The organism is Clostridium aquiflavi, from assembly GCF_031344075.1.
GTDB classification, from domain to species: domain Bacteria; phylum Bacillota; class Clostridia; order Clostridiales; family Clostridiaceae; genus Clostridium; species Clostridium aquiflavi.
This window is the reverse complement of sequence record NZ_JAVJAN010000052.1, coordinates 1-17,747: the sequence shown is the minus strand read 5'-3', so window position 1 is coordinate 17,747 and position 17,747 is coordinate 1. Positions and strand designations below refer to the sequence as shown.

Genomic DNA, 17,747 nt, shown 5'->3' with positions numbered 1-17,747 from the left:
CTTACCATTACAGTTACTAATCCTGATCCTATTTTTTCATATCCTACTAATGTTACATTAGCACTTTTAACCATAGCATCTGCTGCCTCTATAGCCCCTATTAATCCCTTTGTTTCTACCATTCCTAATGCATCATGCATAATAATATCCTCCTCTTATTTTTTTATTTCATTAAAATGTATACACGAAGTTCTAGGTTCACCTTTTTTTCTTGAACACATTAAGTCCATACATAAATTACATGTTATATTTTTTTCTTCAACTGTCTTAATATCTTTTTTATTACTTACTCTTTTTATTTCTTCATTAGATTTATGTTCATTTTCTACTTTATTAACTTTTTTTTTACTTTCTAAGGATGTAGTAGCTTTGTTCTTAGCAAATATAATATTTTTTAATTCAGAATTAGGTCTAGGTATAATAGATGTAGACACTACTTTATTAACTAAAGCTGCTGAAGCAGATGCAGATTGAATTGCAGCTTTTACAGCACCAACATCCCCCTTTATTTTAACTACAACTGTTCCACCTTTTGAATTCTCATATCCTATAACCTCTATATTAGATGATTTTACAGCAGCATCAGCTGCTTCTATTCCAGCTACAAGGCCAATTGTTTCGATAAGTCCTAAAGCAAAGCTCTCCAGTTTAACCACCCCCTTAAATTATTTTTATTTAAAAATAAGCTATATACAAATTTAAAATAATAAATTCTAAAATTAAATGTAAGGAGTACTTTGTGAAGTAAGAGTACTTCCTATTTTAGATAAAATATTTGTACCTACTTCTCTTGCTGTAATTAAAGCTTGTTTAACGGCTTCTGAATCACCATAAATTGTTGTTACGCATTCATTGCTATAGCTAGTTTTATAAGCTGGTGACCAGTGATCTATTATATTAACATTTGATGCTTTTAAAGCACTATCTGCCATTAGAAGTCCTATTGCTGCTGGTGCTCCTACTATAACTCCAAATGCTGTTCCTATAGGTGCATTAAAAGCCTTATTACAAGCGTAACTAGTTCTTGGGGTATATTGAATTTCTAGATGTCCACATTCATTAATGTATAGATTACCAAATGTTCTATTTAAATCATTTAGAGTAATTTCTACAGCTTGTCTTACATCTGATACATCAGCTGCTCCAAAAATTATTAATACTCCATGACCTGCATTACCCTTTGTATCTCTTGCAAGCTCAACTTTTATAATTTCTGAATTAGTTCCTTTTACAGCCTCATCAGCAGAAATTATCTGTGCACTTGCACCAGTACGTGCTCCTATTATTCCAATAGATCTATATTTTTTAGAAACATTCATCTTATTAAGTAGTAATTCATTTACATTTGCTATAACAAGACCTACTGTATCTCCAATTGCACTTCCAACAAACTCAGGAATATCATTTTCAAGACTAATCTTATTATTCTGAAAATTTTGGATATTTTTTAATTCTTCTTTATTTTCATTCATATCAATTGTATTTTCTATATTTTTCAAAACCTCAGATATAATATTTCTCATTAATTGCTCCTGCACAATCAATCTCCTCCTGTGAATTTAATATTTTAAGTTTTATACATTTTATTAAACTAGGAATTACTGTAAATTAACAGCTATTTGAATTCTCTTTAATTGTATAATTTAATATTTACATCAAACGTTAAAAACTTTGTTAAAAAATTTACAAGTATTTTTTTAATTTTTTATATAAATTTTTTTGAAAAATATTTATTTTGTTATAATCACATATTTGTTTATGTTTTTTATAACAATAATCAACTATAGCATACAGATTTTATGAATTAATACTCTGTGATAATTAACATGGCATTGTAATTACTTTTTTGCTGTTAATTATTTAACAAATATTTTCAAAAAAAATTATACCTCTTTAATTTCCATTATAAGCTTTAATTAAAGTATCTCTTAAACCTTTTTCATCAGCAGTTCTTGGATTTCCTCCAGTGCAAATATCCTGCATTGCTCTACCACACATTGATTCTATAGCTGAATTAAATGAATTTTCATCAATTCCAAAATCTTTTATTCTTATTGGTATATTTACAGATTGTAATAAAGCTTTTAAAGCTTTTACAAACATTACTACACCTTCTTTAAAATCAGTATGTGGTAATCCTAGTAATCTAGCTATCTCTGTATATCTCTTAGCTGCCTTAAAATCATAGCAATGATTTTCATCAAATAATGATGAATTATATTCTACAACGTACGGTAAAAGAACCGCATTAGATCTACCATGGGTTATTCCAAATGTTGCACCTAAAGCATGAGCTAGACTGTGATTTATTCCAAGTCCGGCATTTTCGAATGCTATTCCAGCCATACAAGATGCATTATGAATTTTCATTCTTGCTTCTTGATCTGCTCCATTTTTAAATACTTTTTCTGTATAATCAAATATTGTAGAAATAGCTTCTTTGGCTAATGCATCAGTATATTCTGATGCACCCACTGATACATATGCTTCAAGAGCATGAGTTAATACATCTAATGCTGTATCAGCAGTTACTGTTGGAGGAACACTTTTCGTGAAATTCCAATCTAACAATGCAACATCTGCGTACATAACATCACTTTTTAGTGGTATTTTAGTATGCGTTGATGAATCAGTTATAACTGCATAAGATGTTACTTCTGATCCAGTTCCACTTGTAGTAGGAATCGCTATAAAATATGGTTTTTCTTGGTTTGAAGAAGGTAATTTTTGCTTTAGTGCATCTAAAAAATAAATCATAGCTTTTGAAGCATCAATTACAGATCCACCACCTATAGCTATTATAGTATCTGCGCCATAATCTAAAAATTTTTTAAATCCATGGGTAACTACTTCCATTGTTGGTTCCGGTTCTACCTCTGTAAATACTTCATAATTTATTCCATTTTCTTTTAATATACTTATTACTGGATCGATTACACCAAGCTTGGACATAACTTTATCAGTAACTATAAATATTCCTTTTGACTTTAATTCTCTTAAATGTTGCACGGCATTATCTTCATACAATATTTGCGCTGGAACCTTAAAACTTTTCATCTACTTAATACCCCCATTTTATTTTTGGAGAATATATAGCTTGTTAATTTAATAACATTCCTAATTAATTTGATTTTACCATATTAAACATAAATTTCAAGTATTTTTTTATAAAATTAAAAAATATTTTTAATTTTCATGATTTTAACATGTTTTATTCTTATAAGCATATATGATATGGTTCTTTTTTTATATTTAATTAATTAAAACAAAATTTTAAAAATTTGTATAATAGTTTTTTTTAATTTTCGCCCCTCAACTATGTTAATTTTTTAACTTTTACCTATCTATACTGTAACAGAACTTAGATTAACCTTTAAATCTTTTTCTATTTAATTTAGTCTAATTTTCCATATAAATAGCCTTATACAAACTTAATCTTAACTTCCGGCAATATCTCAAATTTTCTTCCAATAATAAAATACGCCATTTATAGTTACAGTTTTATTATTTTAACCACCTACTATAAATGACGCATATCAATTTGTATATTCTTTGCTTTTCTATTAATCTATATTTTATAATCTTTAATAAAATTGTACTTCCTTAAGCTCTTTTTATTTCTTTATTTGAGAATTTAATTTATCGTAAAGATTACTTAAATGATCTATATCTACACTTTGTTTTTTTAGATTTTCAATTCTTCTATCTAATATTTGTAATGTATATTTTGCCTCTTTAAAATCTTTATCTTTAATACAATTATTAGTATATGTTAATAAATAATCTATTTTCAAAACATCTTCTGCTAAATTTTCTTTATCTTCATTAACTAAGCTAACCAATAAAGAATATACTTTAGGAGTTGTTGTATTTTTTGTTTCTTTTAATAAATCATTATTTCTACTATTTCTTTTTGCCATTTTTACACCTCTTTCTAGAGAGATATTATATCATAATTAATCATAAATTGAACATATTAAATTATTTTGCACATAATATAATTATTTATATTTTTAACAATCCATTTGTTTGCGTATTTCTTGAACAAACTCATATGCATTATCTTTGTCTTCATTAAGTCTTCTTACAACTGCACTGCCTATAATTACTCCATCACAATATTCTTTCACTTCATTTACAACATCAATTGATGATATTCCAAATCCTAAACATATAGGTAAATCTGTATTAGATCTTACTGTATCTAAATAATTACTAATATCATGACTCAAATTATTCCTTTCACCAGTTGTTCCATTTGAAGATACACAATAAATAAATCCTTTAGCATTGTTAGTTATCTTTTCTATTCTTTCTCTTGATGTAGGTGCTACTAATGGAATTAAATGAATCTCATTATTTTCGCATTTTTCTTTTAGTTCATTTCTTTCTTCTAATGGAATATCCGGAACTATTAATCCATCAAATTCTGAATTTTTAGCATCATTTAAAAATTTTTCAATTCCATAGTGATGAACTAAATTATAATAAACCATTATAATTAATGGAATTTTACTTTTTTCTCTAATCTTTTTTCCAAGGATAAATATATCTTTTACTTTTATCCCAGAATTTAATGCTCTTACATAAGAATTTTGTATAACTGGTCCATCAGCTAATGGATCACTAAATGGTATTCCTATTTCTATAATATCTGCACCACATTTTTCAAGTTTTAATGCTATTTCTATACTTTCTTCTAAATTAGGATCTCCATTTGCTATGAATGGTATTAATGCTTTCCTATTAATTTTCTTTAATTTATTAAAAACTAAATCTATTCTATTCATGATTTTCCTCCATATATTTAATTATAGTATCCATATCTTTATCTCCTCTACCAGAAATGTTTACTATAACAACTTGATTTTTTGATAATTTTTTTGCAAGTTTTTTAGCATAAGCTACTGCATGTGAAGATTCAAGTGCTGGAACTATTCCTTCAATTTTGGTTAAATAAATAAATGCCTCTACAGCTTCTTTGTCTGTTACTGTCACATAATTAGCTCTATTAATTTCGCAAAGATATGCATGTTCTGGTCCAACAGATGGATAATCAAGACCTGCTGATATTGAGTAAGCTTCTTTTATTTGACCATCATCATCTTTTAAAACATAAGACATCATACCATGTAATACTCCTGTTTCTTTACTTTGAAGTGCTGCTGCATGTTCACCTGTCTCTAACCCCAATCCTGCTCCTTCAACTCCAATTAAGCTAACATCTTTATTTTCTAAAAAAGGATAAAAAATTCCCATAGCATTACTTCCTCCACCTATTGGCGCAATAATATAATCAGGAAGACGTTTTTCTTTTTCTAAAATTTGTTTTTTAACTTCTTCTCCTATTACTTTTTGAAAATCTCTTACCATAATCGGATATGGATGTGGTCCTGCTACAGTTCCCATAATATAATAAGTATCTTCAACATTAGAAACCCAATATCTAATTGCTTCATTTACTGCATCTTTTAATGTTTTATTTCCACTTGTTACAGATATCACCTCTGCACCTAAAAGTTCCATCTTTTTAACATTTAGAGCTTGTCTTTTAATATCTTCTTCACCCATAAATATCTTACATTCCATATTAAACTTAGCAGCTACAGTTGCTGTTGCAACTCCATGCTGACCTGCTCCAGTTTCAGCTATAACTTTCTTTTTCCCCATTTTCTTTGCTAAAAGAATTTGTCCAATAGTATTATTTATTTTATGAGCTCCTGTATGATTTAAATCTTCTCTTTTTAAGTATATTTTTGCTCCTCCTAAATCTTTAGTCATATTTTCTGCATAATATAATGAACTAGGTCTCCCAACATAATCTTTTAAATAATATCTATATTTATCCATAAATTCTTTATCATTTATAACCATTTCATATTGCTCTTCTAATTCATTCAATGCATTCATAAGGCTTTCTGGAACATATTGACCTCCAAAATTATTAAATTTCCCCTTCATTAATTCTTCCTCACTTTCATTATTAAGTCCTTCATTTTATAAAAAGATTTTAATCTTTCACCATTTTCATTTATACTTTCAACACCAGATGAAACATCTATTCCATTTGGTTTTAAAATTTTTATTGCATCTAAAACATTTTCTTCATTAATACCTCCTGCAAGAAAAAATTTTATATCAGAACTTAATTTTGTATTATTCCAATTAAAATTCCTTCCACTTCCAGGGCTTACTCCATCAAGCACAAAATTTTCAATAAGGCTTTTATACTTTTTCAAATCAACTTTTTTAACTTTCTCATCTATCAATATAGCTTTCCAAATTGCAATATTAGAATCTAAAGCTTTCCTAAGATTTTTTATATATTCATTATTTTCATCACCATGAATTTGAATAACATCTAATGAAACATAATTAACAACCTCTAAAATTTCTTCTATGGAATTATTTCTAAATACACCTACTTTTTTTATATCTTGTATTAATAAATCGCTTAAAATTTTACATTTAGATTTTTCTATTTGACGTTTACTTTTTGCAAAAACAAACCCTACATAATCTGGTTTAAGAATATTTAGATATGATATTTCCCTTAAACTCGTTATTCCGCAAATCTTAACTTTAATCATTTCTAAACGCCTTAAGTTGTCTTATAAATTCTAAATTATTTATATTTCTCATAAACATTTCACCAATAAGTACTGCATCTACTCCAAAACCCTTTACTTTCTTTAAATCATCAATTGTATTTATTCCACTTTCAGAAACTACTACTTTTTCTTTTGGAATATATTTTATAAGATTTTTAGTTGTATCTAAATTAATAGTAAAATCTTTTAAATTTCTATTATTTATTCCTATAATTTCACCGCCACATTTTAAAGCAATATCTAATTCCTCTTTATCATGAACTTCTATTAATGGTTCTAAATTAAATTTAATACACTCATCATAAAATTCTTTAAGTTTCTCTCCTAATACGCTTACAATAAGAAGTATTCCACATGCTCCAAAAATTTTCGCTTCATATATTTGATAAAAATCAATTATAAAATCCTTCTTTATAATTGGAATAGTTGTTAAATTATTTAATTTTCTCAAATTTTCATCACTTCCATAAAAGAAATCTTCCTCTGTTAAAACGGAATATGCATTAACTTTTAAACTTTTATAGAATTTTTCAATCTCTTCAATATGAAAATATTTAGCAATTATTCCTTTTGATGGAGATGCTTTTTTAAATTCTCCTATTAATGATAAATCGTTACTTTTAAAACAACTTTTCAACCTATTTTCCCCATTAAAATCAGCAATCTTTAACGCCTTGTTTTTCATTTCTTCCAAAGAAACTGCTATCTTTCTCTCTTCAATTTTCTTTCTTTTCTTTTCCAATATTTTATCTAATATCATTGAATCCCCTCCTTTAAAGCTCTTGTAATTCCTTATATTTCTTATATGCTTTTCCACTATCAATTAAATCTTTTGCCATATTAATACCCTCATCTAAAGAATCAACTATTTTAGCTACATATAGTGCTGCCCCTGAGTTTAAAACAACTATATCTCTTCTATAACCTTTTTCTCCATTAAGAATTTTTAAAATAATTTCAGCATTTTCTTTAGGAGTACCACCTTGAATATCTTTAATATTAGCTTTGCTAAATCCATATTTTAATGGATCTAAAACATATCTATTTAGCTTTCCATCTTTTATTTCACAAACATCTGTTGTAGTTGTATTTGTTATTTCATCTAAACCATCATTGCCATATACTATCATTGCTCTATCCAAACCTAATTCTAACAATGCATTTCCAATAGTTTTCATCAAAGAAACATCATATACTCCCATAAGTTGACCTGTAATATCTGCTGGATTTAATAATGGTCCTAACATATTAAAAATGGTTCTAATTCCAAGCTCTATCCTTTCTTGTCCTACATTTTTCATTCCAGAATTATATGTTGTTGCAAGAAGAAATGATAAACCTTTTTCATTAATAAATTTTTCACTTTCTTCTTTAGAATAATTAGTCTTTATACCCAGCTCATTTAAAACATCTAAACTTCCACTTTTACTAGAAATAGCTCTATTTCCATGTTTTGCAACTTTTGCCCCTCCACTTGCAGCAACAATGGCAACTGCTGTTGATATATTGAAAGTTTTTCCTCCATCACCTCCTGTACCGCAAGTATCTATTAAATGCTTTCTATCTTTAATGTTTATCTTAAGTGTATATTTTTTTAAAGCTTTTATAGCCCCAACTAATTCTTCTGAAGTTTCTCCCTTAGATTTTAAAGCAACTAAAAAACCAGCTTTTTGTGCAGAAGTTGCTTTTCCACTCATTATTTCATTGATTACATCACTCATTTCATTAGAAGTTAAATTTTCTTTTAAGAATATTTTTTCTATTGCTTTTTTAATATTCATTACAAATCCCCTCTACAAAATTTCTTATTATTTTTTTACCCTTTGGAGTAAATATGGATTCCGGATGAAATTGTAATCCATATACTTTATAATTCTTATGCTTTATTGCCATAATATCTTTTGTATCAATTGTTTCTGCTATAACTTCAAGTTCTTCTGGTAAACTTCCTTTATCAATTATCAATGAATGATATCTCATTACTTCAATTTTTCTACTTACTCCCTCAAATAGATCCCTACCTTTAATTTGAATTTTCGAAGTCTTTCCATGGAAAATTTTATTAGCTTTTATTACATTTCCACCATATGCAACTGCTATTGCTTGATGACCTAAACAAATTCCTAATATAGGTATTTTATTTCCTAATTTTTTTATTACATTAATTGATTCGCCAGCATTTTCTGGTCTGCCTGGACCTGGAGAAATAACAATTCCATTTAAATTTAACTTAGTTAGTTCTTCTGGAGTTATTTCATCATTTCTAATAACCGTAACTTCTGTAAATTCTCTTAAATATTGATATAAATTAAAAGTAAAAGAATCATAATTATCTATTAACGCTATCATCTTAATATCTCCTTTAACACCATAAGTTTATTTTGTATCTCATCAAATTCTTTTTCTGGAATTGAATCATAAACAATGCCTGCTCCAGCTTGAAGATAAGCAATATCTTCTTTTAAAACTATAGTTCTAATTGCTATTGCCATATCCATTTCACCACCATATGAGAAATATCCAACTGCTCCAGAATAAATTCCTCTCTTTGATTTTTCAAATTCATCTATTATCTCCATAGCTCTTATTTTAGGAGCTCCTGATACAGTTCCAGCAGGTAAACAAGCAAAAAGTCCATCAAAATTATCATATTTTTCATTTATTTCTCCACTAACTGTTGTTGTGATATGCATAACATGTGAAAATTTTTCAACCTTCATAAAGTCATTCACTTCAACAGTTCCTATATTACTTACCTTTCCAATATCATTACGCCCCAAATCTACTAACATAACATGCTCTGCTATTTCTTTTTCATCTTGTAACAATTCTTTTTCTAAAAAACAATCTTCTTTATTGTTTTTTCCTCTTTTTCGTGTCCCTGCAATTGGATTTGTAGTAATTTTATCTTCCTTTATACTTACAAGGCTTTCTGGTGAAGATCCAATGACTTGATAATTATCATAATCAATTAAATACATATATGGAGATGGATTTTCTTCTCTAAGTCTTCTATAAATTTCAATAGGATCTTTTTTAGTATTACAAAACATTCTTTGTGAAAGCACTATTTGAAAAATATCCCCATCTAATATGTGACTTTTTGCCTTTTTTACATTTTTAATAAATTCTTCTTTTGATGTTTCAAAACTAAATTCTATATTTTCCTTTTTCTCATCAGTAATATATAAATTTATATTTTTATTAACGTTCTTAATATAATTCTTTTGATTTTCTATAATTTCATTATAGGTTCGATGATCATCTTTAAAAATGTTATCTACAACATAAACTTTATGAGTAAAATGATCATAGCAAATATAATTTCTATAGAAATTAAATCTAATTATTGGAAGATTTAATTTATCTAAACTTCTAAAGTTAAGTTTTTTTTCATATAATTCTATCGAATCATATCCAATATACCCAATTGCTCCACCTTTAAAAGAAAACTTATTAGTACTATTATCAAAATTAATTTGAACATTATCTCTTATTTTCATAATTTCTTCTTTTGTATTGCCTTTAATCTCTAAATAAGGATTTTCTCCTAAAAAAGAATATCTGCCAAAATGATTTTCTTTTGTACCACCTTCTAAGATAAATTTTCTTTTGCCATTAAATCCATTAAAAATCCCTATTGGTGTTATTTCATCTCCTCTAAATTCACTTATTACAGAAAATCCCTTTGCATTGTTTCTTTTTTCTTTAAATTTTTTTTCTGAAATATTAATCAAATCTTTTCCCCCTTTTTCATATACCTGATATTTAGGTAATAAAAAAAGCCACTTCATCCCAAATATAATGGGACAAAGTGACTTGTGGTGCCACCCATTTTTTATATGCTAAATAAACTCAATATGAACAAAAAAACACTTCATCCTAAATAGGACGAAATGTTAAAATCTCGTTATACCACCTATATTGCATATACTCTATCAGGTACGAATAATATTTGTATTATTTTATACCCTGTCCTTTTAACGGTGGACTTTCCGTATATCTCTACTAAAATTTTCAAGATATCACCTCAGAGACCCATTCAATAATAGCTACAGTATTTGGATCACACCATTCCAAACTCTCTGAAACTAAACTCTATTATTTACTACCTCTCATCACTGGTTTTTAATTTAATGTGATTATATAAGAATTTTAATTATATATCCACTTCTAAAAAGCTTATATAATTAAATTATATAGTATAAATATGTAATTTCCTGTTAAATGCTATTTAATTCTAACATATGCTATTTATCTTTAATAAAATGGGATTATACTCATTTTAGTGCTCTTAAGTGAGAGCCAAAAAATGAATGTCCAAATTTTATATTTGGTAACATGAACTTTCACACAGTGCATTATATATTTTGCTCCTCTAACTTACTCAGCAACTATACAGGAGCCCTAAGATTATTTTTAATTCCTATCACTTTGCTTATACATATATCAACATTCTATTAAAATATTGTCAATAAAATAATAAGTATGCTTATATTTAAATAATAAAATCCCCCTAGAATGCATTAAAAAATATTTTCTAGAGGGATTTTGTTATTTGCTTGTAGTAAATTTTTCTTTATCTATTTTATCAAAACTATTTGCAACTGTAACTGTTGTTACCATTGTTCCATTTACATTAAGCATTGTACGTCCCATATCAAGAATTGGATCTATGGCAAGAATACCTCCTGCTAAAGAAAAATAATTTCCCATTCCCATACCTGATATTACTACAGATACTGCCATGGTAGCACTACCTGGAAGTCCTGCAATTCCAAGAGAACTTATTACTATTATTACAAGTAGCATTCCATAAAAGCTAAAATCCATAGGTGTTCCTGACATGTTAGCAATTGTAACTGCCATTAATGCTGGATATATAGCTGCACATCCATTCATTCCTGCATTAGATCCTAAACTCCCAACAAAACTTGCGATTCCTTCATCTACTCCAACTTTTTCTGTTAATGTTTCAATAGTTACAGGTAATGTTCCTAAACTAGATCTTGAAGTAAAAGCTAGTATTAAAGGTTCCATTGTATTTTTTAAATATTTTATAGGATTTAAACCATTAAGAGCTATTATTACTAAATGTATTACAAACACTATAGCTATACTAACATATAAAGCTATTATGAAATCTAATACACTCATAAGTGCTGGTATCCCTCTTGCTGCAATTGTATTTGCAAGTAATGCTATTACAGCATAAGGCATAAATTTAATCACCGTCATTGCTACACTTGTGGTAATTTTATAAGCTGCTTCTACTAGATCTTTAGCAGGTTTTATTACGTCAGAATATTTCTTTTTAAGTCTATTCATTGCAACTCCAATAAATCCTGCAAAAATAACTATTCCAACTACATTTGAATCAGCCATAGCTTTAACTGGATTTGAAGGTAGTAGTGCTCTTAGTGTATCAACTACAGAACTTATTTCCTTTATTTCAGAGTTATTTTTAATAACTTCAAATCCTACTCCTAATTTAAATAAATTTCCTACAAAAATCCCCACTATAGCGGCAATTGTAGTTGTGCTAAGTAAAACAAATAATGATCTAAATGTAAGTTTCCCTAAGTTTTCTCCTTCTTTCATATTAATAATTACTCTTATTATTGAAAGAAAAACTAATGGTACAACTAACATTTTTAATAAATCCATAAATCCATAACCAAATAATCCATACCACTTTGTAACTTCATTTATCCATGTTATATTATCTGTTGTTTCTGGTAATCCTGCTACTATCTGTATTATACTCCCAAGTAGCAGTCCTAAAACTGTTGATAAAATCATTCGCTTAGAAAAGTTCACTTTTTTTCTTTCAAGAACTTTTACCAAATAAAACATTCCTATTAAAATGCCTATAAATAATATAGTTTTTAAATTTGTTACCATTAAAAAATCTGTTAAAAACGTACTGTTCATTCTAGTATTCCATCCTTTGTATATTATTCCTATAAGTTTAGTATGATTTATATAATACCTAGAAAACATACTTATGTCAATATAGTTTATACATAAGTATATTTTCTATGCTTTATTTTTACCTATGAATGCATAAACATTATTAATAAGATAACAATATTTAACAGAGTTAATTATTCCAATACAAATAATTTTCTATATAAAACAAGCGATACTAACTTGATTAGTATCGCTTTAATTTAATTTTTTTAAATTGTTTGCATATCTTTATATATCTTATCGATAATTTCCATTCTTTCTTCTCCAAGGACATTTGATAACTTAACAGATACAAATCCATTCTTATATACATTATTTGCTACCAATATCTTAGATATTTTGCTTTCCATTTTCTCATAAGTTAGTAATCCCTCTAAGTATGTATCAACAAAATCTTTTAAACATGTTGCTAATTCTGATGGATTCTTATAAACACTTCTCATAATAGTTCCTCCAATAATTTATTATGTATTGTATTTTTATTATATAATAAATCAGTAAAATTTCATATACTTAAAACCGCTAAAAACTTAACTAAACTCTTTTATTTGAATTAATTTAAGATTTATCATATAATTTAACATTACTTATATGATAAAAAAAGAAACATTGTCATTTTAATACTTCGATCTTTATATATAACGTTTTTCTTATGAATTAATTTTAAAACTGGCATTTAATTATATATGAAATAGCGTATAATTAAATACTCACTTATTCTAAAAATTCAATCACACCAAAATATATGACTATAAATTACTGCAAGCAGTGCATATATTCTTCAACCTTATCCCACTTTACCACATAACCTTGACCTTTAGAACAAAATACTGAACTTGAAGTATATTCTCTATCTCCTTCTTTTTTATATTTTATTTTTTCTATAACTGCATTGCTATTATGGCATTCATCATATCCATCAAAACTCAAAGCAATAATACCTTTTCCTTTAGTAAAAGATATCAATTCCATACTATAATTCATAAAAGTTGCTACAGGACCTCTTCCAAAAATTATTGTTTTATTTTCTAAAGTTTCTTGTTCATTAAAACTTCCTGATAGTCTTTGAATATCTGATAAAACTCTTCCAACATACTCATTTTCCACTGTTATTTTTAATTTATAATAAGGTTCTAATAAGATGTTATTTCCTTGCTCTAATCCTTGTCTGATTGCTCTATATGTTGCTTCTCTAAAATCACCGCCACTTGTGTGTTTCAAATGAGACCTCCCATTAAGCAATATTATTTTCAAATCACATATTTTAGAACCCGTTAAAATTCCTTTATGTTCTTTTTCAAAAATATGAGATTGAATTAATCTTTGATAACCTATGTTTAAATTATCAACATGACATTTACTTTCAAATGTTATTCCACTATTTCTTTCTCCAGGTTCTAGTTGCAAATATACTTCAGCATAATGTCTTAAAGGTTCAAAATGTCCATATCCATTAACTTTATTTCCTATTGTCTCTTTGTATAAAACTTCACAATCTCCAAATTCAATATTAAGCTTAAATCTTTCTTTGACTACTTCCTTTAAAACTTCTAGCTGTATTTTTCCCATGATATGTATGTTTATTTCTTGTAAGTTCTCATCCCATAATACATTTAGTCCTGGATCCTCTTCTTCCAAAATTTTAAAATATGAAAGCATTTCTTTAGTATTAACTGATTCATTAAATATAACTTTCGATTTTAATGTAGGCACTATATTATAATTAGTTTTTAAATTTGTTTCTCCAATACTATGACCTATTTTAAATTTAGTTAATCCAGTAACACCAAATACATCTCCAGCATATGCAGTGTCTTCTAATGTAAATTTATCACCATTATATATTCTTATTTGATTTATTTTTTCATTAAATTCTATTTCATTTTCTGTATAAAGTAAACTATCTTTTACTTTTAAGCATCCACTTAGAGCTTTTATATAAGTTATTTTACTTCCTTTTTCATCATAACGTATTTTGTATACCTTACCCTTGAATTTTTCATCGTTTTCTTCATAATTTGTATAAGTTAATAAATCTAATTTTTCTATAAAATCATCTATATTCATGTCTAACAATGCTGAGCCACTTAAACAAGGAAAGACTTTCCCCTCTTTTATTTGTCTCTTCATATAATTTATCCATAAAGCTTCATCATAGCCACTATCTAAATATACTTCTAATAATTTTTCATCTCTTTCTGCAATAAATTCTATTAATTCAGTCTCCATTTTTTTATTACTCAAAGTTCTATCAATTAAGCATAAATTACTGGTTAATTTAACCTTAATATCATTTAATACATTTTCTATGTTTGCAATTTCTCTGTCAATTTTATTTATAAAAAAGAATGTTGGTATGTTATTTTTTCTTAAGAGTTCCCATACAGTTTCAGTATGAGCCTGAATTCCATCTACTCCACTTATTATAAGTATTGCATAATCCATTATTTCTAGTGCTCTTTCCATTTCTGTTGAGAAATCTATATGCCCTGGAGTATCTATAAGATAATATTCATTATCATTATACTTAAATAAAGCTTGCTCAGAAAATACCGTAATACCTCTTTGTTTTTCTATATCATGTTTATCTAAAAATGAATTTTTATGATCTACTCTTCCTAATTTTCTTATACTCTTTGTATGATAAAGTATCTGCTCAGCAAAAGTTGTTTTTCCTGCATCTACATGAGCTAATATGCCTATTGTTTTTTTCATATTTAAATCTCCTTTAAAATGCTCCTATTTACATATTAAAATTATATCATATAATATTTTATAACTTACTTTATCATACAACATATACTATGTCATATATAAATAATTAAGTTTATATATGACATTAAGACAAAATAAAAGACTCATTCAAATGTATTGTTAAAAATACACTCAAAGGAATCTTTTTTTAATATATAATTGCTTTATAAGGTGTGTTGACTTTATATGTTCAACAACCCTTTCTTATGAAAATGCTATCCTTGTTAATTATTCAATAAATTATCATTATAAAAATCAAATATTTGATTTAAATATGCTTTCAATATTCCATCTTTTTCTCTATATATTTCATGTTTAGAACCAGCCATTAATACAAGCTTACACTTAGGTGCATACTGAGAAAATTCATTTTGTCCTTTTGGTTTTACATAGGTATCCTTTTCTGCTTGAAATAACAGTACTGGGATTTCTACTTTTGAAGCATTTTCTTTTTTAGTAATTTCTTCTGTTATATCTAAAGATGATTTTAACCAACTAAAAGAAGATCCACCTCTTTGAAACTCCTTGTTATTGGATTGTATATCATAATAATACTTGTATCTTGGTTCAGAGCTTGTACAAGAATCCTCTAAACTATATTCATTACTATATGGTTTTTGTGTAGGCGCATATTTATAACCAAATGGTAATGTTGTATATATCCAAGATATAGATTTTGCTATAAAGCTAGGAACACTCCCAGTGTCAATCTCAAGCATTGGTGCACTTAAAATAGCGGCATCAAAATATCCTGGATATTCTTCTAAAAATTTAGTTCCAATTGCACCACCCATAGAATGTGCAAATAAGAATAATTTTTCATCACCAATTTCAGGTTTAACAATATCATCTATAAACGCTTTAAAATCTGAAATATATAAATTAAAATCTTCTATATGAATTTGACTTTCATCAACTACTCCCAATGAACCCGAACGTCCATGCCCTCTATGTTCAATTCCATAAACAGAGTATCCTTTATTTAAAAAATAATAAATCACTTCTTTGTATTTTTCTAATGTTTCAGTGAATCCATGGCTAATTACAATAGTACCCTTAGAATTCTCAACTTTATATTTTTGATAATAAAGATTAATATCATCGTTTGCTTTAAAATATCCTTCTACTCTTTTACTTGCAATATAAGGTTCTACTATTCCTTTCATAGACTCCTCATAATCATCTTCTTCTATTACTAGATTATTAATTGCTGTTTTTTCATTTTCATCAGCATAAGCAATTTGATTTGCTCCAAATATTATATTTAGAGTAAATATTAACAAAAAAAATAATACCTTATAATTTATATTTCTTTTATACTTTAACAAATTCATATTATTTATTCACCTCTTCATTTGTAATATATGAAATTATAGATGCACTGTTATTCCAATATATCTATAAGCCATTTATTACACTTAGTACATTTATAAATTCTAATAACAAACAAATCTAATTCACTTCTATCAATAGCTATTGGCATTTTGTCTAATTCTTCTTTTGTTATAAAGTCATCATCTTGGTTTATATATCCATGTATTTCAATGAAATAATTTTCTTTAGTTTTTTCACAACATTCATTTGAGCCAGCTACCTTTATTTTTTCATAATTAAGATTATCACTAAACTCTCTTATTATAGGTAATATATCTTCAAATTCACTTATGTCATCTAAAAAATCTTCCTTGTAAAATATTAAATCTTTTATTTTAAAAAGTTCCTTCATAATTTAAAAATCTCCTTACATATTAATATTATTTATTTTATTATTAATTCAACTGGACAATGATCAGAACCTTCAATTTGTGTATGTATTTTAGCATCTACCAACCTATCTTCAAAATCTTTAGAAACTAAAAAATAATCTATTCTCCATCCTGCATTGTTAGCTCTAGCATTAAATCTATAAGACCACCAAGAATATGCACCTTCTTTATCTGGATAAAAGTATCTATATGTATCTATAAAACCTGATTTTAAAAGTTCACCAAACTTTTCTCTTTCCTCATCACTAAATCCAGCATTATTTCTATTGTTCTTAGGATTTTTTAAATCTATTTCTTTATGAGCAACATTTAAATCTCCACACACTATAACAGGTTTAGCTTTATTTAATTCATTTAAATAGTTTCTGAAATCATTTTCCCAAGCCATTCTATAATCTATTCTAGCTAATTTTTGTTGTGAATTAGGAGTATACACATTAACTAAATAAAATTCTTCAAATTCTAATGTTAGAACTCTGCCTTCTTTATCATGTTCCTCAATTCCTATTCCTAATGAAATCTTTAAAGGCTTTTCTTTAGAAAAAACAGCAGTTCCTGAGCAATGTCATTTAGTTAACAAAATGACATTGAAATTGTCACAAAGAGCAAGGGATAAAAATATACCTTGCTCTTTTTTTACAAA

The 17,747-nt window shown here is 26.9% G+C and carries 16 protein-coding genes, 2 pseudogenes and 1 other annotated feature; all 18 genes and pseudogenes read right to left on the bottom strand.

The genetic code is table 11. The annotated features are described in order from the left end of the window. A pseudogene (pduA, locus tag RGC78_RS14695) lies at positions 1-140 on the bottom strand (propanediol utilization microcompartment protein PduA); the annotation flags it as partial. 15 nt (positions 141-155) lie between these two features. After that, on the bottom strand, positions 156-656 hold the full coding sequence (locus RGC78_RS14690) for a BMC domain-containing protein (RefSeq protein WP_309556892.1): 501 nt from the start codon (positions 654-656) through the stop codon (positions 156-158). Between the two features lie 63 nt (positions 657-719). After that, entirely contained in the window at positions 720-1,538 is an 819-nt protein-coding gene (gene pduB, locus RGC78_RS14685; RefSeq protein WP_309556891.1) for a propanediol utilization microcompartment protein PduB, read from the bottom strand. A 355-nt stretch (positions 1,539-1,893) separates the two neighbouring features. Beyond that, positions 1,894-3,057: a 1-propanol dehydrogenase PduQ gene (locus RGC78_RS14680; protein WP_309556890.1), complete on the bottom strand. Its 1,164-nt coding sequence runs from the start codon at positions 3,055-3,057 to the stop codon at positions 1,894-1,896. 557 nt (positions 3,058-3,614) lie between these two features. Beyond that, positions 3,615-3,920 carry a hypothetical protein gene (locus RGC78_RS14675; protein ID WP_012422703.1) on the bottom strand — a complete coding sequence of 102 codons (306 nt, stop codon included), beginning with the start codon at positions 3,918-3,920 and terminating at the stop codon, positions 3,615-3,617. Positions 3,921-4,013: 93 nt separating this feature from the next. Next, positions 4,014-4,790: a tryptophan synthase subunit alpha gene (gene trpA, locus RGC78_RS14670; protein WP_309556889.1), complete on the bottom strand. Its 777-nt coding sequence runs from the start codon at positions 4,788-4,790 to the stop codon at positions 4,014-4,016. Beyond that, on the bottom strand, positions 4,783-5,961 hold the full coding sequence (gene trpB, locus RGC78_RS14665) for a tryptophan synthase subunit beta (RefSeq protein ID WP_309556888.1): 1,179 nt from the start codon (positions 5,959-5,961) through the stop codon (positions 4,783-4,785). The genes trpA and trpB overlap by 8 nt, the downstream gene beginning before the upstream one ends. After that, on the bottom strand, positions 5,961-6,590 hold the full coding sequence (locus tag RGC78_RS14660; protein WP_309556887.1) for a phosphoribosylanthranilate isomerase: 630 nt from the start codon (positions 6,588-6,590) through the stop codon (positions 5,961-5,963). The genes trpB and RGC78_RS14660 overlap by 1 nt, the downstream gene beginning before the upstream one ends. After that, on the bottom strand, positions 6,583-7,371 hold the full coding sequence (gene trpC / locus RGC78_RS14655) for an indole-3-glycerol phosphate synthase TrpC (protein WP_309556886.1): 789 nt from the start codon (positions 7,369-7,371) through the stop codon (positions 6,583-6,585). Before trpC ends, RGC78_RS14660 begins: the two co-directional genes overlap by 8 nt. Before the next feature lie 13 nt (positions 7,372-7,384). Beyond that, positions 7,385-8,392 (bottom strand): anthranilate phosphoribosyltransferase, encoded by a 1,008-nt coding sequence (gene trpD, locus RGC78_RS14650; protein ID WP_309556885.1) that lies wholly within the window; start codon positions 8,390-8,392, stop codon positions 7,385-7,387. Then, positions 8,382-8,960, bottom strand: a complete 579-nt coding sequence (locus RGC78_RS14645; RefSeq protein ID WP_309556884.1) for an anthranilate synthase component II — start codon at positions 8,958-8,960, stop codon at positions 8,382-8,384. The genes trpD and RGC78_RS14645 overlap by 11 nt, the downstream gene beginning before the upstream one ends. Then, positions 8,957-10,348, bottom strand: coding sequence for an anthranilate synthase component I (gene trpE / locus RGC78_RS14640; protein ID WP_309556883.1), 1,392 nt, complete (start codon positions 10,346-10,348; stop codon positions 8,957-8,959). Before trpE ends, RGC78_RS14645 begins: the two co-directional genes overlap by 4 nt. Before the next feature lie 147 nt (positions 10,349-10,495). Further along, positions 10,496-10,742: a binding site (T-box leader), on the bottom strand. 423 nt (positions 10,743-11,165) lie between these two features. Further along, a complete protein-coding gene (locus tag RGC78_RS14635; protein WP_309556882.1) occupies positions 11,166-12,545 on the bottom strand; it encodes a cation:dicarboxylate symporter family transporter in 1,380 nt (459 codons plus the stop codon). A 248-nt stretch (positions 12,546-12,793) separates the two neighbouring features. Continuing rightward, on the bottom strand, positions 12,794-13,027 hold the full coding sequence (locus RGC78_RS14630) for a TIGR04540 family protein (protein WP_309556881.1): 234 nt from the start codon (positions 13,025-13,027) through the stop codon (positions 12,794-12,796). A 313-nt stretch (positions 13,028-13,340) separates the two neighbouring features. Beyond that, entirely contained in the window at positions 13,341-15,299 is a 1,959-nt protein-coding gene (locus RGC78_RS14625) for a GTP-binding protein (RefSeq protein WP_309556880.1), read from the bottom strand. Between the two features lie 263 nt (positions 15,300-15,562). Next, the gene (locus RGC78_RS14620; RefSeq protein WP_309556879.1) at positions 15,563-16,672 is read right to left on the bottom strand and encodes an alpha/beta fold hydrolase; all 1,110 of its coding nucleotides are present in this window, start codon (positions 16,670-16,672) and stop codon (positions 15,563-15,565) included. A gap of 50 nt (positions 16,673-16,722) precedes the next feature. Then, positions 16,723-17,064, bottom strand: a complete 342-nt coding sequence (locus RGC78_RS14615; protein WP_012422928.1) for a hypothetical protein — start codon at positions 17,062-17,064, stop codon at positions 16,723-16,725. 32 nt (positions 17,065-17,096) lie between these two features. After that, a pseudogene (locus RGC78_RS14610) lies at positions 17,097-17,663 on the bottom strand (exodeoxyribonuclease III); the annotation flags it as partial. Between the last annotated feature and the right edge of the window lie 84 nt (positions 17,664-17,747).